The sequence below is a fragment of the Flavobacterium sp. NPDC079362 genome, from assembly GCF_050267765.1.
GTDB lineage: Bacteria > Bacteroidota > Bacteroidia > Flavobacteriales > Flavobacteriaceae > Flavobacterium > Flavobacterium azizsancarii.
Genome location: NZ_JBNNFM010000022.1, coordinates 23033 through 43275 on the forward strand (window position 1 = coordinate 23033; position 20243 = coordinate 43275).

Annotated in this window: 16 protein-coding genes; 11 read left to right on the forward strand and 5 right to left on the reverse strand. The window is 32.6% G+C overall.

What is annotated here, in order from left to right:
* Positions 1 to 72 precede the first annotated feature (72 nt).
* Positions 73 to 630, forward strand: a complete 558-nt coding sequence (locus ACQKCJ_RS17040; protein ID WP_271336379.1) for a DUF4956 domain-containing protein — start codon at positions 73 to 75, stop codon at positions 628 to 630.
* Here the strand turns inward: ACQKCJ_RS17040 and ACQKCJ_RS17045 are convergent, their stop codons facing one another.
* A complete protein-coding gene (locus ACQKCJ_RS17045; RefSeq protein ID WP_271336380.1) occupies positions 631 to 2508 on the reverse strand; it encodes a PEP/pyruvate-binding domain-containing protein in 1878 nt (625 codons plus the stop codon).
* Between the two features lie 143 nt (positions 2509 to 2651).
* Here ACQKCJ_RS17045 and mnmA point away from each other — a divergent pair, with 143 nt between their 5' ends.
* The 5 genes from mnmA to ACQKCJ_RS17070 all read left to right on the forward strand — a co-directional run bounded on the left by mnmA (position 2652) and on the right by ACQKCJ_RS17070 (position 6228).
* Positions 2652 to 3839, forward strand: coding sequence for a tRNA 2-thiouridine(34) synthase MnmA (gene mnmA, locus ACQKCJ_RS17050; protein ID WP_271336381.1), 1188 nt, complete (start codon positions 2652 to 2654; stop codon positions 3837 to 3839).
* Between the two features lie 44 nt (positions 3840 to 3883).
* Complete coding sequence (locus tag ACQKCJ_RS17055; RefSeq protein WP_271336382.1) at positions 3884 to 4150, forward strand: hypothetical protein; 267 nt, start codon at positions 3884 to 3886, stop codon at positions 4148 to 4150.
* Positions 4151 to 4231: 81 nt separating this feature from the next.
* Positions 4232 to 5176, forward strand: a complete 945-nt coding sequence (locus ACQKCJ_RS17060) for an NAD(P)H-dependent flavin oxidoreductase (protein ID WP_427402519.1) — start codon at positions 4232 to 4234, stop codon at positions 5174 to 5176.
* Positions 5177 to 5195: 19 nt separating this feature from the next.
* Complete coding sequence (locus ACQKCJ_RS17065; protein WP_271336384.1) at positions 5196 to 5606, forward strand: hypothetical protein; 411 nt, start codon at positions 5196 to 5198, stop codon at positions 5604 to 5606.
* A gap of 307 nt (positions 5607 to 5913) precedes the next feature.
* Positions 5914 to 6228 carry a hypothetical protein gene (locus ACQKCJ_RS17070; RefSeq protein WP_271336385.1) on the forward strand — a complete coding sequence of 105 codons (315 nt, stop codon included), beginning with the start codon at positions 5914 to 5916 and terminating at the stop codon, positions 6226 to 6228.
* An 81-nt stretch (positions 6229 to 6309) separates the two neighbouring features.
* Here the strand turns inward: ACQKCJ_RS17070 and ACQKCJ_RS17075 are convergent, their stop codons facing one another.
* Positions 6310 to 6747 carry a DUF4268 domain-containing protein gene (locus tag ACQKCJ_RS17075; protein ID WP_271336386.1) on the reverse strand — a complete coding sequence of 146 codons (438 nt, stop codon included), beginning with the start codon at positions 6745 to 6747 and terminating at the stop codon, positions 6310 to 6312.
* A gap of 95 nt (positions 6748 to 6842) precedes the next feature.
* Here ACQKCJ_RS17075 and ACQKCJ_RS17080 point away from each other — a divergent pair, with 95 nt between their 5' ends.
* Positions 6843 to 7493 carry an NUDIX hydrolase gene (locus ACQKCJ_RS17080; RefSeq protein ID WP_427402520.1) on the forward strand — a complete coding sequence of 217 codons (651 nt, stop codon included), beginning with the start codon at positions 6843 to 6845 and terminating at the stop codon, positions 7491 to 7493.
* Positions 7494 to 7617: 124 nt separating this feature from the next.
* Positions 7618 to 8427, forward strand: a complete 810-nt coding sequence (locus ACQKCJ_RS17085) for a lysophospholipid acyltransferase family protein (RefSeq protein ID WP_271336388.1) — start codon at positions 7618 to 7620, stop codon at positions 8425 to 8427.
* A 153-nt stretch (positions 8428 to 8580) separates the two neighbouring features.
* Here the strand turns inward: ACQKCJ_RS17085 and ACQKCJ_RS17090 are convergent, their stop codons facing one another.
* Together ACQKCJ_RS17090 and ACQKCJ_RS17095 are read right to left on the reverse strand one after the other, a co-directional pair.
* Positions 8581 to 9213 carry a hypothetical protein gene (locus tag ACQKCJ_RS17090; protein WP_271336389.1) on the reverse strand — a complete coding sequence of 211 codons (633 nt, stop codon included), beginning with the start codon at positions 9211 to 9213 and terminating at the stop codon, positions 8581 to 8583.
* Between the two features lie 8 nt (positions 9214 to 9221).
* Positions 9222 to 9716, reverse strand: coding sequence for an RNA polymerase sigma factor (locus ACQKCJ_RS17095; protein WP_072956102.1), 495 nt, complete (start codon positions 9714 to 9716; stop codon positions 9222 to 9224).
* A 152-nt stretch (positions 9717 to 9868) separates the two neighbouring features.
* Between ACQKCJ_RS17095 and ACQKCJ_RS17100 the strand changes: the two genes are divergently transcribed.
* Positions 9869 to 12637 carry a carboxypeptidase-like regulatory domain-containing protein gene (locus ACQKCJ_RS17100; RefSeq protein ID WP_427402521.1) on the forward strand — a complete coding sequence of 923 codons (2769 nt, stop codon included), beginning with the start codon at positions 9869 to 9871 and terminating at the stop codon, positions 12635 to 12637.
* Between the two features lie 4 nt (positions 12638 to 12641).
* Positions 12642 to 17177 carry an MG2 domain-containing protein gene (locus tag ACQKCJ_RS17105; protein ID WP_427402522.1) on the forward strand — a complete coding sequence of 1512 codons (4536 nt, stop codon included), beginning with the start codon at positions 12642 to 12644 and terminating at the stop codon, positions 17175 to 17177.
* Positions 17178 to 17252: 75 nt separating this feature from the next.
* Here the strand turns inward: ACQKCJ_RS17105 and ACQKCJ_RS17110 are convergent, their stop codons facing one another.
* Positions 17253 to 18314: a DUF3810 domain-containing protein gene (locus ACQKCJ_RS17110; protein ID WP_271336392.1), complete on the reverse strand. Its 1062-nt coding sequence runs from the start codon at positions 18312 to 18314 to the stop codon at positions 17253 to 17255.
* A gap of 255 nt (positions 18315 to 18569) precedes the next feature.
* Here ACQKCJ_RS17110 and ACQKCJ_RS17115 point away from each other — a divergent pair, with 255 nt between their 5' ends.
* Positions 18570 to 20030: an aminoacyl-histidine dipeptidase gene (locus ACQKCJ_RS17115; RefSeq protein ID WP_271336393.1), complete on the forward strand. Its 1461-nt coding sequence runs from the start codon at positions 18570 to 18572 to the stop codon at positions 20028 to 20030.
* The last annotated feature ends 213 nt before the right edge of the window (positions 20031 to 20243 follow it).

Consider the following 20243-nt stretch of genomic DNA (forward strand, 5'->3'; position numbering starts at 1 on the left):
TAAAATAAATTCGTGAATTCGTGGCTTATTTTTTCTAATTGTTTACATTTGATTTGCTAATAATTTGATTCAATGGATTTAAACGAGCTTTCCGGTAGATTTTTTTTATTGTTTTTTTCGATTCTGATTTTATATTTTTTCTCTAACAGAAAAGATAATGAAACCATTAATCCGTTGATGGTAATTGTTGGTCTTTGTACTTTTTCGCTTTGTTATTTGTTTACAAAAATCGAAATTGGAGTAGGGATTGGATTTGGGTTGTTTGCTATTTTCTCGATATTAAGATTCAGGACACAATCATTTACCGTAAACGCAATTATTTTTCTCTTTGCAACAATTACGCTTTCGATTTTGGATATTATGTATCCGTATGAAAAGATTGAGGTTTTATTATTTTTTCAATTGATTATTATTGGTTCCTATATATTGGCCTCTGTTATAGTAAATAAAAAAGCATCTAAATACTTGAATGCGGTCGATGCTAAAATAGCTATTGAAGCCAATTTTTCTTTGGATAATAAAAGTATCAGGGAATCCATTCAGCATAAAATGAATATTGATGATTTCGATTTTAAAATTATCAATATTAATACCGTTTCAAACGAAATCGACGTTTTAATATTCTATTGATTATTCGTTAAACGGCCTGACTTGTTTGATATATAGATCTCTGTTTTCTCCAACAATTTTAAATTCAATATCGACTGGATGGTAGCTGTTTTTTCGCCAATAGCGGTACATTTTTTGTTCAATTTTTTGACTGACAAGAAAAAGCCTGCTCATTTCTTTTCTGCTTAATAAAGGTTCGTTGTTGTTTAAATTGGAGTTCGAAGTATAATCAACATCAAAATCAGCATCATCAGTTCCCATGTTAAAATGATAGGCGATAAATTGTTCGCAAATTTCTCCTTTTTCAGGTTTCACAACAGAGTTTTCTCCTTTTTGAATATTCACTGTAATACCCGGAAAGTTTTTTCTGAAAATATTTTTAGTGATGATAACGCCATTTGCGAGTTCATCCGGAAAAGAACGATGAACTAAAACTCCCATAGCGATACTTTGCTGATCAATACCAAAAAGTTCCCGTTCACCATAAGAAGCTTCGTTCCAAACGCTCGCCCACACTTGTTTAATCGCTTTTTCGAAAGTTTTTATACTATCTCCTCTAATTCCTGTTTTAGAGTCATACAAACCTGCGCCATTAAAATCATCTAAATCTTCGGCATTGGTAGAAGATCGAAATCTGAAGTTTTTAAAAGAAGCATTTTTAAAGGTTTCATTTAATTTTGCTATTAATTGAGGATCAATAGGTTCTTTTTTAATCGCATCCCGTATTTTTTTTAATTGATGATTTATCCATACTGTTGAGTCTTTATGCTGATAATTTAAAAGTTCTGTGATTAACGGCGAGATTGATGCTTTTTGAATGTGTTGTGTATAATAGTAAAACGGAATAGCATGTGCATTTTCGGGAGTTTTAAACGAAATATCTTTTGAGATGGCAATCAGGTAAGACATATTTTGCGCTTTAGAACCAATATAGCTAATTCCGTTTTTAGGTATTTTACTTAAATCAACCAGATCAGTAATGCTATTATTTATGATTAATTTTTTCTTTTTGGAAATGACCTTAGCAACTATTTTTTTTGTGCTTTCCCTGATATAAAAAGTGTCCGTTTGAATTTTTAGCTCTACTTTTTTCGAAAGTAATTTTTTGATATTATCATCCTTAAAAGCATTTGTATAAGCCATGATAGGAATCTTTCTGTTTTTGCCCAAAAGAACCAAATGGCTTAATGGAGTCTGAAGTTCATTGACTATAATTCCTCTTACGTTAGGCAAAATATCAGGCGTTCCGTCTAAAACTATAATTTCGTCAGGATTTGGTTTTGTAATAGCAAGATCCTTTACTTTATATTGCTTCAAAATACCAATAGTACTTCCGGAAACAACTTCCTGATAGGTAAGTTCATTGAAAATGTAATTTGATTTGACGCACGGAATTTTAAATAGATTTTGTTGAAACCATTCCATTTGCTCCGGATTATTCAAATAGAATTTCAAATTAGAACCAATAAAAGACGATTGTACGATTAAATTATAAAAGCGTTCAATTAAAGCAACAGGCATATGGTCAGATGCAGCCAACTCGAAAATCCATTTATCAGTTCCTTTAATGTGGTTCAGGTTTCCTAGTAGATAATTTCTGTTTTTTTCAGTATCACTATAATTATCATTATTAAAAACTTCGACATCCTGATTGTAGCCTAGATATCCTGTGGCAAAATCATAATGCAGCGGAATCAAAGTACTATCGAAGTAATACATTTTTTGTTTTCTGAGATCGTAAACAATTTTTACTGATTCGATATTCGAAAATTTATCTGATAAAGGTTTTCCTCTAAAAGCTTTATAGGCGCTGTAATTAGACAAAGTCGCACTGTATCTTTGTGCACTCAAAGAAGTTAAGATAAAAAAGAAAATAAAACTACAGATGTATTTTTGCATGGTATTTTTATTGAGGATTAAAAGTAATTAAAAAAAGCAATAAGTTTTATCTACCACGGCATTATATAAACTAATCAAAACTAATACAATTATCAAAAATAGGGCTTATCTTTGCACCCTTGTAAAAATATAAACGATTTAGAATGAAACGTGTAGTTGTTGGACTTTCCGGTGGAGTAGATTCGAGTGTTGCTGCTTATTTATTGCAACAACAAGGATACGAAGTTATAGGCCTTTTTATGAAAAATTGGCACGATGACTCCGTTACTATTTCTAATGAATGTCCTTGGTTAGAGGATAGTAATGATGCTTTATTGGTAGCTGAAAAACTCGGAATACCGTTTCAAACTGTTGATTTAAGCGAGGAATACAAAGAAAAAATCGTTGATTATATGTTCAACGAATACGAAAAAGGGAGAACTCCAAATCCTGATGTGCTTTGTAATCGCGAAATCAAATTTGATGTTTTCATGAAAATTGCTTTAAGTCTTGGTGCTGATTATGTGGCAACAGGTCATTATTGTCAAAAAAATGAAATTGAAGTTGATGGAAAGCCAGTGTATCAATTGATTGCGGGTGAAGATAACAACAAAGACCAATCGTATTTTTTATGTCAATTGTCACAAGAGCAATTGGCAAAATCTTTATTTCCAATTGGAGCTTTAACTAAACCGGAAGTACGCGAAATCGCTGCTGAAATGGATTTGGTAACCGCTGAAAAGAAAGATTCTCAAGGATTATGTTTTATCGGAAAAGTACGTTTACCGGAGTTTTTGCAACAAAAATTGCAGCCTAAAGAAGGTATAATTGTTCAGATTGATAAAAATGATCCAATTTATGCTGTCGAAAAACCAGTTGGAGCTTCGTTAGTAGAAGAATTGAAATTAGAAGCTAAAAAGCGTGATTACCTTCCAACGATGGGTAAAGTAGTTGGTAAACATCAAGGGGCGCATTATTTTACTACAGGACAACGAAAAGGATTGAATGTAGGCGGAACAACAGATCCGTTATTTATTATTGCTACAGACGTTGAAACCAATACCATTTATACCGGTTTAACAAGTCTGCATCCTGGTTTGTTTAAAAAAGCTTTATTTATCGAAAAATCCGAAGTACACTGGATTCGTACTGATATGACTTTAAAAGTGGGTGAAACTATGGTAGTAATGGCGAGAATTCGTTACCGCCAGCCTTTGCAAAAAGCAACTTTACACCAGTTTGAAGACGGAATGTACATTCAGTTTGATGAACCGCAATCGGCAATTACCGAAGGTCAGTTTGCAGCCTGGTATTTAGATAATGAATTAGTTGGTTCTGGAGTAATTTCTTAGCTTTATACTTTTTACAAAGGTTTTGCCTTTTGAAAAAGTAAACTATGAAGTCTTATTTTTCGTTTCTTTTATTGGTATTTTCTTCTGTGATGTTTTCGCAAAAATATGTATGGGTTTATTTTAAAGACAAACCGAATGCACAAACTTATTTTGATGTTTCGTTAAAGATGCTTTTCGTATGTGTGTTAGAGCGCACAACCAATCAAAACATACCTTTAGATTTGAAATCAATATCATTTGTAGATAAAGTAGTTTTTGCAGATAAAACGCTAAATAAAACTTCTAATAAGGTTATGGATAGTCATGTTTAAAAAGTAAATTCTATTTTTATACTTTTGATGCTGATCGCGTGCACAAAACAGGAAAGATAATCAACAATAATAGCATTTTTGATGAATAAAATCACAAAACTTTTTAATATAAAATATCCAATTATTCAAGGCGGAATGATTTGGAACAGTGGTTACAAATTGGCTTCTGCGGTAAGTAATGCCGGAGGACTGGGACTTATTGGTGCAGGATCAATGTACCCGGAAGTATTGCGGGAACATATCCAGAAATGTAAAAAAGCGACTGATAAACCTTTTGGGGTTAACATCCCGATGTTGTATCCTAATATCGAAGAGATCATGAATATTGTGATTGATGAAGGGGTGAAAATCGTTTTTACATCAGCGGGAAATCCTAAAACATGGACTTCTTTTTTAAAAGAAAAAGGAATTACGGTTGTACATGTGGTAAGCAGCAGTGTTTTTGCTTTAAAAGCGCAAGAAGCCGGAGTCGATGCAATTGTGGCCGAAGGTTTTGAAGCGGGAGGACATAACGGACGTGATGAAACGACAACACTGACTTTGATCCCAATGGTGAAAGAAAAGATTCAGATCCCGATTATTGCCGCTGGCGGAATTGCAACAGGACGCGGAATGCTTGCTGCAATGATTCTTGGCGCAGATGGTGTTCAGGTTGGAAGCCGTTTTGCAGCATCTCTGGAATCCTCTTCGCATGATAATTTTAAACAAAAAATTGTTGATGTAAAAGAAGGTGATACGCAATTGACATTGAAAGAATTGGCTCCCGTGCGCCTGATTAAAAATAAGTTCTACAATGACGTTCAGGATTTATATGAAAAATGTCCTTCAAAAGAAGATTTAGTACAACTTTTAGGCAGGGCAAGAGCTAAAAAAGGAATGTTTGAAGGAGATCTTGAAGAAGGTGAACTCGAAATTGGGCAAATTGCAGGATTAATCCATGAAATTTTGCCAGTAAAGCAAATTGTTCAAGAAATGATGACCGATTTTGAAATTGCTTGTCAGGAAAAGTCTAAATTTGAGTTTTAATTATCTGCATCAATAGTATATGAATTCTCTACGTACCTACTTACTAGTATTTTTTTTAGGACTTGGTTTGCACCAAAGTTATAGCCAGACTTATCAATTTAAAACATCAGGTTTTAGTGTTTTAGAAAAAAATGAAAGAGGAAAATGGGGCGAATGGTCGAACCTTGATTTAGTCAAGCTATCGGTAATTCTGGATACCAATAAACACAGAATTGTAGTGTACTCGCAGGAAATACAGCTTTTTAATATTCAGGATTATATCGAACGCGAAGAAAATGATACAGATATCGTGTACTCTTTTATGTGCAAGGACAATGATGGCAAAGAATGTAAACTATCTATAATTACTCGTAAAAAGCAAGACTATCGCAAACAACTTTATATTAATTATGACGATCATATTATTTTATATAATATTTTTAGTGTTTAGATAAACAAGAAGTATAAACTTTTAATAAACTCAAAATAAATGAAAAAAATACTTTGTCTGTTAACTGTTTTATTAATGTCATTTTCAACTATAAATGAAGAACCTGTTGAAAGAATAGGAGTGAAAGGACCAATTAATTCAATAAAACAAAATTTTCGTTAGCATGGACTGCGCATCCAAAGGATAATTATTATGCTCAGGAATATCTTCCGAAAAATGAAACTATAGAGCATTTTAATCAATTGCTTACCATTCACGTTTTTGTCACGGATCTTTCTGTTGATGATGCCATAAATCAAAAAGCGAGTTGACTAAGAGAAAAGAAACAGATAAAGTTTCTAATTTTAGTGTTATGAAAAGTCCTGACGGAAAAGAAAGTATTTTAGATTGCTTATTAAGTTCGGGAAATAACGATAAAATTGATATTGTCGAATTTATAATTTATCGCTACAAACAAATAGATTTAAAAAATAATAAAAAAGCATTGCTCATTTATGCTTATTCAAAAAGAAGTTATGACGATAAAATAACATCATTTCTTGAGAACTTGAAAAACGAAAGAACAGATTTATTAAATGTTATGACGTCAAAAGAATTACCTAAAATAGCGATTAAGGAATAATAACTAACCCGAGAGATTGGAAATTGTCGGGTTAGTTATATAAAAACTTAGCGGCTTAGTAACTCAGAATCTCAGAAACTTTTAAGAATCAATATCCTTAATAAAATCATCATACTCCAGGTAAAACATTTCCAGCGCATTCATTTTTTCGAAAAAGAAATCAAAAATAGTATCCCAGTTATTGCGGTTGCTAAAACCTACACCTTGTATTTCTGTCCAGATGCGGCTAATGGTTTTACCACTTTCGAGCGTATAGTTTTTTTCGAAAACCAAATCTTTAATAAACTCCTCTTCCAGAATATTTTTTAAAGCTTCTAATTTTTCAAAATAAGCATTTCGTTTTTCATCGCTTCGTTGTTCGATATCAATTAAAACCTGTGCTTTTTTATTGTCTACGTAGAATTTAAAAGAGAAGTCCTTGATCTTCGTGTCATAAAGAACCCATTTGCGTGGATATTTTTCGGCGAAAGCCACCCAAAATTCTCTTTTTATTTTTTGTGATTCTTCTTTACTGTACATTTTTATGGCTTTGGCTTTAGAAAGCTTGTAGATACGCGTTTTCTAAACTATATTTATATTGTATTTATTTGAAAGTACAAAAATAAACTTTGATTATGGATTTTCAAGATTTTTTGCAATATGTTCCTAATTTAATTCCGGTTGAACTCCCGGCAGTTGCGGCACATATAAAAATGGCTCCAAAAGAACGCATTGAAGCTTTGAAAAATCTGGATTTAAAAATAGAAAATCCCAGAATTGCTGCTGTCATGATGTTGTTTTATCCAAAAGACGGGAAAGCCCATTTGGTTTTAATAGTCCGTAATGCTTACAACGGTGTCCATTCGTCGCAAATTGCTTTCCCGGGAGGAAAGTATGAAACTACAGATGCTGATTATGAAGAAACAGCTCTTAGAGAAACACATGAAGAAGTTGGAGTTCCTCCTGAAAAAATAAAAGTCATCAAACATTTTACTCCAATGTATATTCCGCCGAGTAATTTTTTGGTACATCCGTATTTAGGAATTTCAAAAGAAGAACTTTCATTTTATCCTGATATTAGAGAGGTGGCTGATATTATAGAGCTGCCGCTTTCTGTTTTTTTAGATGATGAAATTATTGTCGAAGCCACATTATCAACTTCTTACGCTAATAATATTCTGGTTCCGGCATTTAATATTAAAAATCACATTGTTTGGGGCGCGACTGCCATGATTTTAAGCGAATTGAGAGATGTTTTGAAAACAACTTTTGAAGGAAAATCATAAAAGCAAAAAAATAACAATTTGATATTCATTATAATAACAATTTCTTTCCCAAATTGCTTTATAGTACGGCTAAAAGAATAATTTTTGTATGTTTGCGTCATAACAAAAAATACAATACACAGCTATGGGATTGTTTAAACGAAATCCTTTTGGACATATATTATTCATTAAGAAATGGTTAATCCGTATTTTAGGCGCCATGACTCATAGAAGATACAGAGGTTTTAATGAATTACAGATTGAAGGATCTGAAATTATTAAAACACTTCCGGATACTAATGTTTTGTTTATATCAAATCATCAGACTTATTTTGCTGATGTTGTTGCTATGTTTCATGTGTTTAACGCAAGTTTAAGCGGACGTCAGGATACTATTAAGAATATTGGATACTTGTGGCAGCCAAAAATGAATATTTATTATGTAGCGGCAAAAGAAACCATGCAGGCAGGTTTGTTGCCAAGAATTTTAGCTTATGTTGGTGCCATTACCGTTGAAAGAACATGGCGTGCAAAAGGTGTTGATGTTACAGAAAAAAGGGACGTGAACCCAAATGATACAGAAAATATTAGAATTGCGCTTGAAGACGGTTGGGTAATTACGTTTCCGCAGGGAACTACAAAGTCTTTCAAACCAGTTCGTAAGGGGACAGCACATATTATTAAACAACATAAACCAATTGTAATTCCTATTGTTATTGACGGTTTCCGCCGTTCATTTGATAAAAAAGGATTACGAATGAAGAAAAAAGGAATTCTGCAATCTTTTATTATCAAAGAACCTCTTGATATTGATTATGAAAACGATACCATCGAAGAAATCGTCGAAAAAGTAGAATATGCTATAGAACAGCATCCATCATTCCTGAAAGTTATTCCAGCCGAAGAAATCAAAGTAGAGGAAGAACTTAATAAATTAAGAAGATGGGAGTATTAGATTTAAAAATTAAAAAAGCTTAAGTTTTAAGTTTTATGTTTCAGGTTTTTCTAATTCGTATTTGAAAAAACAAATGCATTCCCAATATTCTCATGGTTTTATGACTTGATAAGAAAATCTCTGAACCTTCGCTACTTGAGCCTTGCCTTCTTTTTAAAAATCAATTTTCTTTAATTCTTTATAATTAGCATACAATCTGCGTAATAAAGTTCCGTACAGTAATCTGTAAAAGCACCAGAAGATCCCAAAGAAACCTAGTATTATCAGAATTAAAATTCCCGCTGATACAAGCATTGTTTTTCCGTTGGCAGCTAATTTTTCTCTTAAAAATGCCATATCAGGATTGTAGACAAAACCAACAAAGAAACTTAAGATGGTAGATACTATAATCATTCCTAAATTGTACCATACATAATATTGTACCGTTTTTCGGGTTTTTAAAATAGCGCCCATCAACGATTTTGTAGCTACAGTAGTCGAAATAGTTCTGTAATTTTTATAAAAAACAAAAATAAAAATCAGTACAACGATATAATTGATATAGGTTAAATACTCCAGGATTAATACAATTTCAGGATGATTCATTTTTTTCAAAACATCATCCGTATTAATGAATAAATTTGAAAATGTCCAAAGTAAAACCTCTAAAATGCTAATAATCAAAATCCATCTTACAATAGAAGATGATTTTTTATGTATCATTTTATAGATGTCCTTTTCAGAAATTTGTTCGAAAGAATTTTCATTCTTTTTCCAGTCTTTTTTTAGTAAATCCAGTTCTTTCATAATAATTTTTAAGGATTTAGTATTTTTTTAAGTTTCCCTTTAATTCTGTTCATTTTCACACGTGCATTCACTTCGCTGATCCCTAAGGTTTCAGCTATTTCCTGATAATCTTTGTCTTCTAAATACATAAAAACTAATGCTTTTTCGATGTCATTAAGCTGATAAACGGCTTTGTACATCAATTTTATCTGTTCTTCTTCTTCATAATTGTAATCAACATCTTTTACAAAATGCTGATGACTTTCATACTCAACGGTTGATATGGTTCGTTTGGTTTTTCGATATAAGGTAATCGCAGTATTTAATGCGACACGATACGTCCAGGTCGAAAATTTACTATCGCCCCTAAATTTAGGATAAGCTTTCCATAACTGAATGGTGATTTCCTGAAACAAGTCTTTGTGAGCATCTTCGCCAGCAGTATATAATCTACAAATCTTGTGGATTATATTCTGATTTGCCTGCAATTGCACAACAAATGACTGTTCTAGATTTTCGCTCATAATGTATTAGTAGTAATCAAAGCTATTTTGTTACACGGTGAAATTAAAAAAAAATAGTATTAAAATAAATTTTTAGGTAAAATCTTAAAAAAGTTTCATTTCTTTCCAACCTTTTATAATAGATAACACTCTATATATAAAACGGCCTATATATGAAAAAACTATTACTCTTTCTTTTTGTATCTGCAATTGGTTACTCACAATCTATTTACAGAGGAAATGTGAGCGAAAAAGGAATGCCAATTCCCGGTGTTACTATTTGTGTATTTAACAGTAAGAGATGCACAACATCTGATTTTGATGGAAATTATGCTATTGAAGCAAAAGTTGGCGATCAGCTGCAGCTTTCATTTATAGGTATGAAAACAAAAGTGATTAGGATAAACAATACCAACTTGTTAGAAAATGATGAGTATGTAAATCAGATTGTAAGCGGAGATTATATTGAAAAATTGAAGAAAGGGAATGATTCTTTAAAAATATCAAAATCCTCAGGAAATTTTGAATTCAATCTTGCCAGTGGGATCGAACATTATGATATAATGAAGATTAGCAGAAATAATGATGGTTTCTACGAACTAAAAAATAGGGATCAATATCATAAATTAGCTTTTGAAGTAAGTAATGAATTTATTTTGTCAACACCAATCCGTCTGCCTAAATATCAGAAAACTTATGCGCAGGGAAGAAGTTTAAATGGAGAATTAGCCTATCAGTCACCACTAACAAATGAAATTTTCAGTTGGGGACCCAATGTCAATTCGTTGCAATACTCACAAAATAGTTCTCAATGCTACCCTCAGGGAGATATTGTAAACAGAACTTCTGCGGGAGCAAATCAATTACAGCTTTTTGATCCCAATAATTTTTACCAAAATACAGAGGATAATAAATTTTCATTTCTTGCTCAGATTGAAAGTCCAAAGGGTAATTTCTTAAAAATAAATTTTGGTTATAAAACAGGCAACATCATAATTCCAGCAACGCGGAATAATGAAATTACGACATCTTTAAAATATTTCAGAAATATTACTAAGTACAGTAAAATCGAAGCGCTTTTGTCGTACAATGATTTCGAAAATAATTTCTCTAATGCAAATTTTGGAATAAATAAAGTTGTTTTTGCAAATGCTGTTACCCCAATTCATTTCGATAATAAATGGGGCTCAACGTTAGAAAGTGGTTTACAGCGCAGTTATACGGCGCTTGAAAACAATCCATATTATGTGATAGCTAATAATTTAGATACAAATAAAAGCAAAGTACTTTCGTTCAATTTTAATCAGGTTTATTCTAAAGACAGAAATCAGAATGCAGTAAATGCAAGTTTTCAGTCTTCGGAAATTAAAAACACAAACGGACAGAATTTTTATTTTGCAGAAATAACAGCTCCAAACTTCGATAAAAGAATTGAAAAATTTAAGAACGCTTCAGTTTCAGATGCATTCAAACGTATTTTTAATAATTGGGCATTTATAGAATCAAAAATCGATTTTAGGTTTCAGGATAGAAAATTAGAAAGAAATTATTTTAGCGGATTTGCATCGCAGGAAGATTTTCCTGACCATGCAGCAAATCAAATTAAACTGAATGTACCTCAGGAAAGATTTGAAGTTTTATCGAATGTAAATGGTTCTTATACTTTTACTAATGTATTTTCTACTTATAGCCAGCTTGTGGTAAAAGGCAGTTCGGGTCTAAATTATTCATCAACAGTAAAAAGCCGTTTCATGTCAAATTATTTGGCTACAGTTGAGTTGAGAAGATTTTTCAATGAAGAACTTTGGCTTACAATCAGTCACGGTTATAATGAGACAGAACCTTCATTACAAAATAATAATTTGAATTTTAATTCTTTGCAATACCACGTGAATCAATTCAAACAACTTCAGAATAATTTAGAATTAATTACCCGAAAAGATGGGATTGCTACAAATGAAAATATGACCAGTCTGGATTTAAACTACAGACTAAGTTATTTTTGGAATCTTACTATGAATTATTACCATAAAAAAGTGAATAATTTATATACACCTGTTTTTAATCAGAACTCAATAAGCTGGTCTCCGGATGTTAATTACAAACAGAACGGAATTGAATTTGCAATCGAGAGAATGAGCTATTTGGGAAGGGATTTTAAATATGGTTTCAATCTGAATTTTACTTATTACAAAAATGAAGTAACAGGTTTAAATAACAGTCAAGCCAGAATTCCTTTTGCGGGTTTTGCAGACGTCAATAAAAATTATATCGTGGGACAGTCTCTGGGAGTTATTGTTGGGAGTAGTTATTTAAGAGACAATAATCAGAATATAATTATTGACGAATTAGGTTTTCCGGTTAAGGATTCGAATTCAAAGATTTTAGGAGATCCGAATCCTGATTTTGTCGTAGGTTTTTTTAATTCTTTCCAATATAAAAATTTTTTATTGCAGGTTTCTTTTGACTGGAGTCAGGGCGGCCAACTCTGGAACGGAACTCAGCAAACTTTAAACTATTACGGAAAATCTGAATTGACAGAAAGTCAGCGCAATGTTACTAATTACGTTTTTAACGGAGTTACAGAATCAGGCGCTGCAAATACAAAAGCAGTTTCTTTTTATGATACCAATCTTCCGGTCGAACAAAATCGCTGGACAAGGTATGGCGTCGATGGCGTGGCCGAAGATGCAATTGAAGACGCAACGTATTTTAGGCTGAGCAATATTAATTTGTCGTATTCAAAAGATTTCCGCGAAGACAATGTGAATAAATTCAGTTTCAAGATTTCAGTTTTTGTGAATAATGCTTTTATAATGGCAAAAAGTAAGTCGGCTTTCAGTAGTAATTCGATGTTTAATTCTATCGATACAACTGGTTTCGATTATTTTAACACGCCAATGATGAGAAGTTTTGGTTCCTCTTTAACAATTAAATTTTAAAACGATGAAAAATATAAAATATATATTGTTTTTGCTGATATCCCAAGCTTTAGTGGCACAAAATATCGAAAGTGACTGGAATACAGTTTATAAAAAGTCAATTACAGAAAAAGTATATCTGCAGTTAAATAATGTGCTGTATACGCCTGGAGAAATTATTTATTTTAAAGGATACATTGCAGAAAGTGATAATAAACCCACTTCTTTGAGCGATTATCTTTATGTTGATTTATTTGATAGTGCTAATAAAAAAATAGCGAGCCAAACGTACAGCGTAGAAAACGGAAGCGCTTCCGGCTCGTATAAAATTCCTGAAAATGGAGCTTCAGGAATGTATAAAATAAAAGCGTATACCAATATTCAGAATCAGATTGGAGAGAATATTTTCGAGAAAACATTTTTCATCCAAAAAGTAGTTTCTCCCAGAATTTTAATGACGCTGGATTTTAGAAAAAAAGCATATGGAAAAGGGGAATCTTGTAAAGCTGATTTTGTGCTGAAAAATTTAGAAAACCTGCCAATAAGAAATTATGCTTTTAAATATGACATTTTTATCGCGGGTAAAAAAATAGATTCACTTCAGGGAAAAACAGACTCTGAAGGAAAAGCGCTTATTACTTTTAAGCTTCCGGCGGATTTAAAATTAAATGACGGAATCTTAAATGTGATGTTGGATTACGATAATTTTAAGGAATCGGTAACAAGGTCAATTCCTATCAATTTGAATTTTGTTGATTTGCAGTTTTTACCTGAAAGTGGAAATTTTATTTTGAACGAAGCATCTTCCTTGTTTTTTATTGCAAAAAATGAATTTGGACTTCCAATGGATCTCGCGGGTTTTATTGAAGATGAAAAGGGGAATAAAATTAAAGATTTTAAGAGCATTCATGACGGAATGGGAAATGTTGTTCTGAAAACAGAAGAAAACAAAAGATATTTTGCCGTAATAACTTCGCCATTTAAGTCTGAGGAAAAAATAGCTTTGCCTGTGGCAGAAAAAAACCTCTTTGTAATAAACGCCCAAAAGAAACCGGAAAATGTTGCATTGAATATTTATGCACCCACTACAATAGATGCAAAAATTTTAGTTAGAAATACAAACAAAATTCATAAAACTATTAAGCTGAGTCTCAAACAAGGATGGAATTCAGTAGATATCAAAACAAACGATTTTCCTGTTGGGATTCAATCTTTCTCGTTATTGGTTGCCAATAAAATTGTGGCAGAAAGATTAGTTTTTTTGAATTATGATGACGGATTAAAAATCGAAATTAAAACAGATAAAGAAAGCTATTTGCCAAGAGAAAAAGTAAAAGTTTCAATTTTGACAAAAGATAAAAATAATGCTCCAATAGCTTCAAATATTTCTGTGGCGGTAGTCGATACAAAACTGCTGACTTATATAGATGACAAACAGGATAATATCTTATCATGGCTGTATCTTGGTTTTGAGTTGAAGGGAAAAATTCATGAACCGAGGTTTTATTTTGATGATACTAAAAAACGTGAAGAAAGAGAAGAGGCAATAGATTTGCTTTTGAATACGCACGGCTGGAGAAAATACGATCAAAGTAATCTTCAAAAAATGCTGTCAGAAACAAAAAACATAGCACCTGAAAAAAGTGACGTAATAGAAGGATTTGTTTTAAATCAAAAAAATAAACCTGTTGCTGTAAGAGTATTGTATTTTACGGATAAAGGAAAAGTGTACGAAACAAAAAGCAATTCAAGTGGTTATTTTCAATTCAATAGAGTTCAGTTTTCTGATTTAGCGTGTTTAATCGCCGAAAGCAGAACCAAGCACAAATACACTATAAAAAACTCATTTTCAGATCAAAAAGAGTTTGCCAGAATGAAAGATACCCTTTCAAATAGTGTAAGTTATAATGTGGATTATGACTATAAAGAAAAAAAAGAAGCAATAAAAGGAGAAGAACAAATCGCAGGAAATTCAGTTTCTTTAGATTCTGAAAGTAATTCTTTGCAGGATGTTGTGGTTATGGGATACGGTATGTCGGCTAAAAAAATGATTACGAGTTCAGTCACTACAATTTATGCTCAGGAAATTTTGAATTCATTAAGTGGCCGCGCTTCCGGAATTCAAATTACGTCAGCGACAGGACAGGCGGGTGCCGCAGACAAAATAGTGATCAGAGGTTTAAGCTCCATTTATGGTAGCAGAGCCGGTGGTCAGCCTTTAATTGTAATTGATGGGATTCCGTATGTAAACAATGAAAATTCTTCTATACTGGGCAGTCTTCCCGCCAGTTCGATACAATCTGTAACTATTTTAAAAGATGCATCAGCAACGGCTATATATGGTTCCAGCGGAGCTTCCGGCGTTATTCTTGTAACTACAAAAAATAAATTATTCCAAAGCAATAAGATTTTAGGAAAAAAATACAATTATACTTTTCAGAATATTAACAGATCAGGGTCTAAAATGCTCAACGAAGCGGAGAGATTTTATTCGCCAAAATATAAAACCACAATTGTAGAAGAGAAAACAGATTTTAGAAGCTGTATTTACTGGAATTCTGTTGTGCAAACCAATAATAAGGGCGAAGCAAATTTTGAATTTCATACTTCTGATGATAATACCTCATTCAAAGTTTTGGCAGAAGGAACTTCTTATAAAGGAGATTTGGGGAAAGCAGAAGCTGTTTTTTCTGTAAAAGAATTAATTCAGACCGATGTGAAAATTCCGGTTTATGCTTCGCAGGATGATGTAATTTCGATTCCAATTTGGTTAAAAAATAATTCGGTAAACAATTTAAAATTAGAATATAAGGTAGAGTTTAATAAGCAAAATGTTAAGTTGCAGGATGCTGTTGCTGACTTACAGCCAAATGAATCAAAAATAATTTATGTTTCATTATTGGCGAATACAGTTGGAGAAAAACTTCCGTTGGAAATCGTTTTAACAGCGGAAAATTATAAAACCAAAATCAAAAAAACGGTCGATATATACGCAAAAGGATTTCCTATGAATGTTGATATTTCAGGATCCGGATCTCAGGGAAAAGATTTTGTAATTACTGAACCGATTCCGGGCTCAATTCAAGCGGGATTCAAGTTATTCTACAATCCGTTTTCTTCTATTTTTGATGGTTTAGAGGGTATGTTGCGAGAACCTTCAGGATGTTTTGAGCAGGTTTCTTCTACCAATTATCCAAATATTATGGCAATGCAGCTGTTGAAGTTTAAAAATTCTTCGCCCCAATTTAAAGAGAAAGCCCTCAGATTCTTAGAGAATGGTTATCAAAAGCTTAAAAATTATGAATCAAAAGAAGGCGGCTTTGAGTGGTACGGTGGAAATCCGGGTAATGAGGCGCTGACAGCATATGGTTTACTGCAATTTTATGAAATGAAGGAATTTATAAATATTGATCAAAAATTAATTCAGAGATCGATGGCCTGGATGAATTCCAGAAAAGACAGTAAAGGAGGTTTTAAACAAAATCCAGCGAAATATGGTTTTTCCGGAATCAAATACGAAGTAAATAATGCTTACATTGTTTATGTATTATCAGAAATAGGAGATACTGATATCGAAATACAGTATCAAACAGCCTTGCGGGAAGCCTTAAAAAGCAATGATTTATATCGAATGAACCTGATGGCTTTAGCTTCTTTTAACCTTAAAAAAATACAAGAATACAAACAGTTAATGCTGCTGATAAATGCAGTAATTAAAAAAACAGCATTTAAAGATGTAAAAGCAGAACAATCAGTGATACATAGTTCCGGGAAATCTATGAATACAGAAATTGTTTCACTTTATGCACTTGCTCTATTGAAAGAAAAACAAATTACAAAAGAAGTCTCAGATGCTTTAGAGTATATTCACTCGTTAAAAAGTACATACGGTTTTGGTTCAACGCAAGCAACTGCTTTGGCTTTAAAATGCATTACAGAATATGCCAAGATTACTGCTAAAGCTAATGATGAAATTATAGAGGACGCGGTTATGAACTTGAACAATGAGTCGTTTAGATTAGTCCAAAAAGACAATGAAGGAAATGTAATTCTAAAAGATTTAAAAATCAATAAAGGAAATAATAACTTTTCGATTCAGATTCCGGAAAAGAGTAAAATTCCGTATTTGTTTTATGTACAGTATCAGACCTATAAACCTAACAATTCAAAAGAATGCAAGTTAGTGCTCAAAACAAAAATATTGAGTAATAAGGTAAAGACAAGCGAAACCGTAAGACTGGAGATTGAAATTGAAAATAAGAGCCCAGGGCAGGTTTCAAATCCCATTGCCAGAATTGGGATTCCCGGCGGATCAACTCCGGAACCTTGGCAACTAAAAGAACTTATTGAAAAAAATGTGGTTGATTATTATGAGATTTTCGGAAATGAACTGGTACTTTATTTTAGAAAATTAAACGCCAAAGAAAACAGAAAAGTCAACATTGACTTAAAAGCAATTGTTCCCGGGAATTATAAAGCAGTAGCATCGTCAGCTTATTTGTATTATGAAAATGAATACAAAAACTGGAACCAAGGTTTGGAAGTTGAAGTGTTGCCGTAATTTTCTTTTATTTATCCTGACAGGTTTCAAAAACCTGTTAGGTATTTAGTTTGGTGAACTTAGGTTGAAAGAATATTATAAATCTTTGTCTTTATAATAATTCACCATCAAGTCAACAAATTTGCTATAGCCTTCCATACCATCTTTTTGATTGTTTGTTTTTAAGAAATTATCATAGAAAATATGAAAGCCTTTATCAATAAAAGTATCATATTGTTTCCAGAAATCCTGACTTTCCTGATAGTTTTTTAGGATACCAATATGAACGGTTTTCTTTAATTGGGTGAATGTCTTTTCGTCTTTTGCTTGCCAAATCCCTAAGCAATAGCGAAGGGCAAAACTGTATCCGGAATACTGATAGTATAAATTTTGATTTTTTACAGTAGCCAGAACACCAATAAAATTGCATTCGCTTTCGCTGGCATAACCCATTTGATGTGCCATTTCGTGGCAGCTCGTAACAGGAAAATTGTACATGGGTAATAAATCATTAACCTGAGCTTCGTTTGTAAAAGGATTGAGATAACCACCAAAACCCATATAGGTCAGAGGCAGGCTAAAAAGTGATTTTTTGATGCTTATTATTTCGTATTTAAAGTAAGGATATTCGTTTGCCAGATTTTCATAACCACTTAAATTCATCTGGAAAGCCTGATTTTGAGAATAGGGAAAAACTATTTTAGAACTGTCTTTTTTTGTAATCTGAAACTGAATTTCGTTTGTTTTTGCAATTAGTTTTTTGGTAAAAGTTAGCAATTCAGCGTCAGTATATTCTCTTTGGATTTCCATTTTTTCAAAAAGTGGTTCCCTGTAATAATTGAATGCCCAAAGTAAATGGAAGAAAAAATAAAATATAGAAAGGACACTAAGGGCTTTTAAAAGATTGTCTTTCCATTGTGATTTCCATGTTTTTCTTATTTTCCAAATCCATCGAATCAAGAACAAAATCAAAATAGAATAGATGTAGTCTCCCACTGAAAATGGAATTTTGCCCAAAACGATTCTTGAAAAATGTGAGGTTTTAATATACAATCCGTTACTGTAAAAGCGTTCTGTGAATTCCGGAAAATACGGAAGAATCTTTAAAAGGATGATTTGTAAGAGAAGTAATAATGGTAAAATATATTTTGATTTCACAATTTTAATTTTGGATAGGTAAATATAAATACAATTAAAAAGAGTTAGCCACGAATTCCACGAATTTTCACGAATTGATGATTTTTTTCTTAGGTTACAAAATAGTAATGATTCGTGTTATCCAGTTTTACTGACATTATAACTTGTGCTAATTAGTGAAATTCGCGGCAGAAAAATTTAAGCACTTTACCCATAAAACGAGTTTAAACTTTGTAACTTTGGAGCTCTTAATTGTTAAACTTCAAACAAAATATAATGAGTCAGGAAATAAGAAATCTGGAGCCTAAAGCGCTATGGAATAAGTTTGCAGATTTAAATGCAGTTCCACGTCCGTCAAAGAAAGAAGAACGCGTGATCGAGTTTATGAAAAACTTTGGAAACAGCTTAGGTTTAGAAACTTTTGAAGACGATATTCGAAATGTAATTATCAGAAAACCGGCAACTCCGGGAATGGAAAACCGTAAAGCAATTGTTATGCAGGGGCATCTGGATATGGTGCACCAAAAAAATGCTGATACTGTTTTTGATTTTGATAGTCAGGGAATCGACATGTATGTTGATGGAGACTGGGTTCGTGCCCGTGGTACAACGCTTGGTGCTGATAATGGATTAGGAGTAGCTACAATTATGGCTGTTTTAGAAAGTAAAGACATTCCGCATCCTGCAATCGAAGCCTTGTTTACAATTGATGAGGAAACGGGAATGACCGGAGCTTTAAATCTAAAAAGAGGAATTCTTCAAGGTCAGATTCTTTTGAATTTAGATACTGAAGAAGATGATGAAATTGATATTGGTTGTGCTGGTGGAATTGATGTAACGGCTACAAGAGCATATAATGAAGAAGAAGTTCCGGAAGGTTCAGTTGGGCATATTATTACCGTAAAAGGTCTAAAAGGTGGTCATTCAGGAATGGATATTCACAAAGGTTTAGGAAACGCGAATAAAATCATGAACCGTTTGTTGTTTGATGCTTTTGAAAACTTTGGTTTGCAGGTAGCAGAGATCAATGGAGGAAGTTTAAGAAATGCAATTCCGAGAGAAAGTGTTGCAAAAGTAATTATTTCTGAAATGTTTGATGAAGCGTATATTTTTGATATGCAGGAAATCATCAATGATATAAAAACTGAATATAAAACGACTGAGCCAAACTTATCTATTGATATCGTAAAATGCGATACGCCTTCAAAAGTAATGGATTTAGGTGTTCAGGAAGGAATTATTCGTGCTGTTTATGCTGCTCACAATGGTGTTTACAGAATGAGTGCTGATATGGCTGACCTGGTAGAAACTTCAAATAATATTGCAAGAGTTATCGTAAAAGATGGTGAAATATCTATTGGATGTTTAACACGTTCTTCTGTTGAAACTTCTAAATTTGATTTGGCTAATGCGTTGCGTTCAGCTTTTGAATTGGTAGGTTGCGAAGTAGAACTTTCTGGTTCTTATCCGGGATGGACGCCAAATGTAAACTCTGAAATATTAGATACTTTGGTAGGAATCTACGAGAAACAAAACAACGAAAAACCTAAAGTAGTGGCTTGTCACGCTGGTTTAGAATGTGGAATTCTGGGAACAAATTATCCTGAAATGGATATGATTTCTTTTGGACCAACAATTCACGGTGCACATTCTCCGGATGAAAGAGCAAGTATTTCTTCGGCTCAAAAATATTGGAAATTTATATTAGAAATTCTTTCTAATATTCCGGTTAAATAGTCACAGTATTCAGTCGCAGTCTCAGTATTCAGTTTCAAAGAACTGTAAACTGAGACTGTAAACTGAGACTGAAAACTAATCTCTTTTAGGAGCATTTTTCTTTTCTCTCTTTTCTTCTTTTTTTTCTTTAGCCGTTTTTAACGGTTCTTTTTTTGCTGTTTTCTTAGCATCCTGACTCTTTGCCATAATATTTCAATTTAGATAGTTAACTTA

Coding starts and splice junctions, on each gene's coding strand:
- ACQKCJ_RS17080 (WP_427402520.1), top strand. CDS start 6,843: ATGGATTTTCAAGATTTTTTGCAATATGTTCCTAATTTAATTCCGGTT.
- ACQKCJ_RS17055 (WP_271336382.1), top strand. CDS start 3,884: ATGAAGTCTTATTTTTCGTTTCTTTTATTGGTATTTTCTTCTGTGATG.
- ACQKCJ_RS17095 (WP_072956102.1), bottom strand. CDS start 9,716: ATGAGCGAAAATCTAGAACAGTCATTTGTTGTGCAATTGCAGGCAAAT.
- ACQKCJ_RS17115 (WP_271336393.1), top strand. CDS start 18,570: ATGAGTCAGGAAATAAGAAATCTGGAGCCTAAAGCGCTATGGAATAAG.
- ACQKCJ_RS17105 (WP_427402522.1), top strand. CDS start 12,642: ATGAAAAATATAAAATATATATTGTTTTTGCTGATATCCCAAGCTTTA.
- ACQKCJ_RS17090 (WP_271336389.1), bottom strand. CDS start 9,213: ATGAAAGAACTGGATTTACTAAAAAAAGACTGGAAAAAGAATGAAAAT.
- ACQKCJ_RS17040 (WP_271336379.1), top strand. CDS start 73: ATGGATTTAAACGAGCTTTCCGGTAGATTTTTTTTATTGTTTTTTTCG.
- ACQKCJ_RS17100 (WP_427402521.1), top strand. CDS start 9,869: ATGAAAAAACTATTACTCTTTCTTTTTGTATCTGCAATTGGTTACTCA.
- ACQKCJ_RS17075 (WP_271336386.1), bottom strand. CDS start 6,747: ATGTACAGTAAAGAAGAATCACAAAAAATAAAAAGAGAATTTTGGGTG.
- ACQKCJ_RS17085 (WP_271336388.1), top strand. CDS start 7,618: ATGGGATTGTTTAAACGAAATCCTTTTGGACATATATTATTCATTAAG.
- ACQKCJ_RS17065 (WP_271336384.1), top strand. CDS start 5,196: ATGAATTCTCTACGTACCTACTTACTAGTATTTTTTTTAGGACTTGGT.
- mnmA (WP_271336381.1), top strand. CDS start 2,652: ATGAAACGTGTAGTTGTTGGACTTTCCGGTGGAGTAGATTCGAGTGTT.
- ACQKCJ_RS17045 (WP_271336380.1), bottom strand. CDS start 2,508: ATGCAAAAATACATCTGTAGTTTTATTTTCTTTTTTATCTTAACTTCT.
- ACQKCJ_RS17060 (WP_427402519.1), top strand. CDS start 4,232: ATGAATAAAATCACAAAACTTTTTAATATAAAATATCCAATTATTCAA.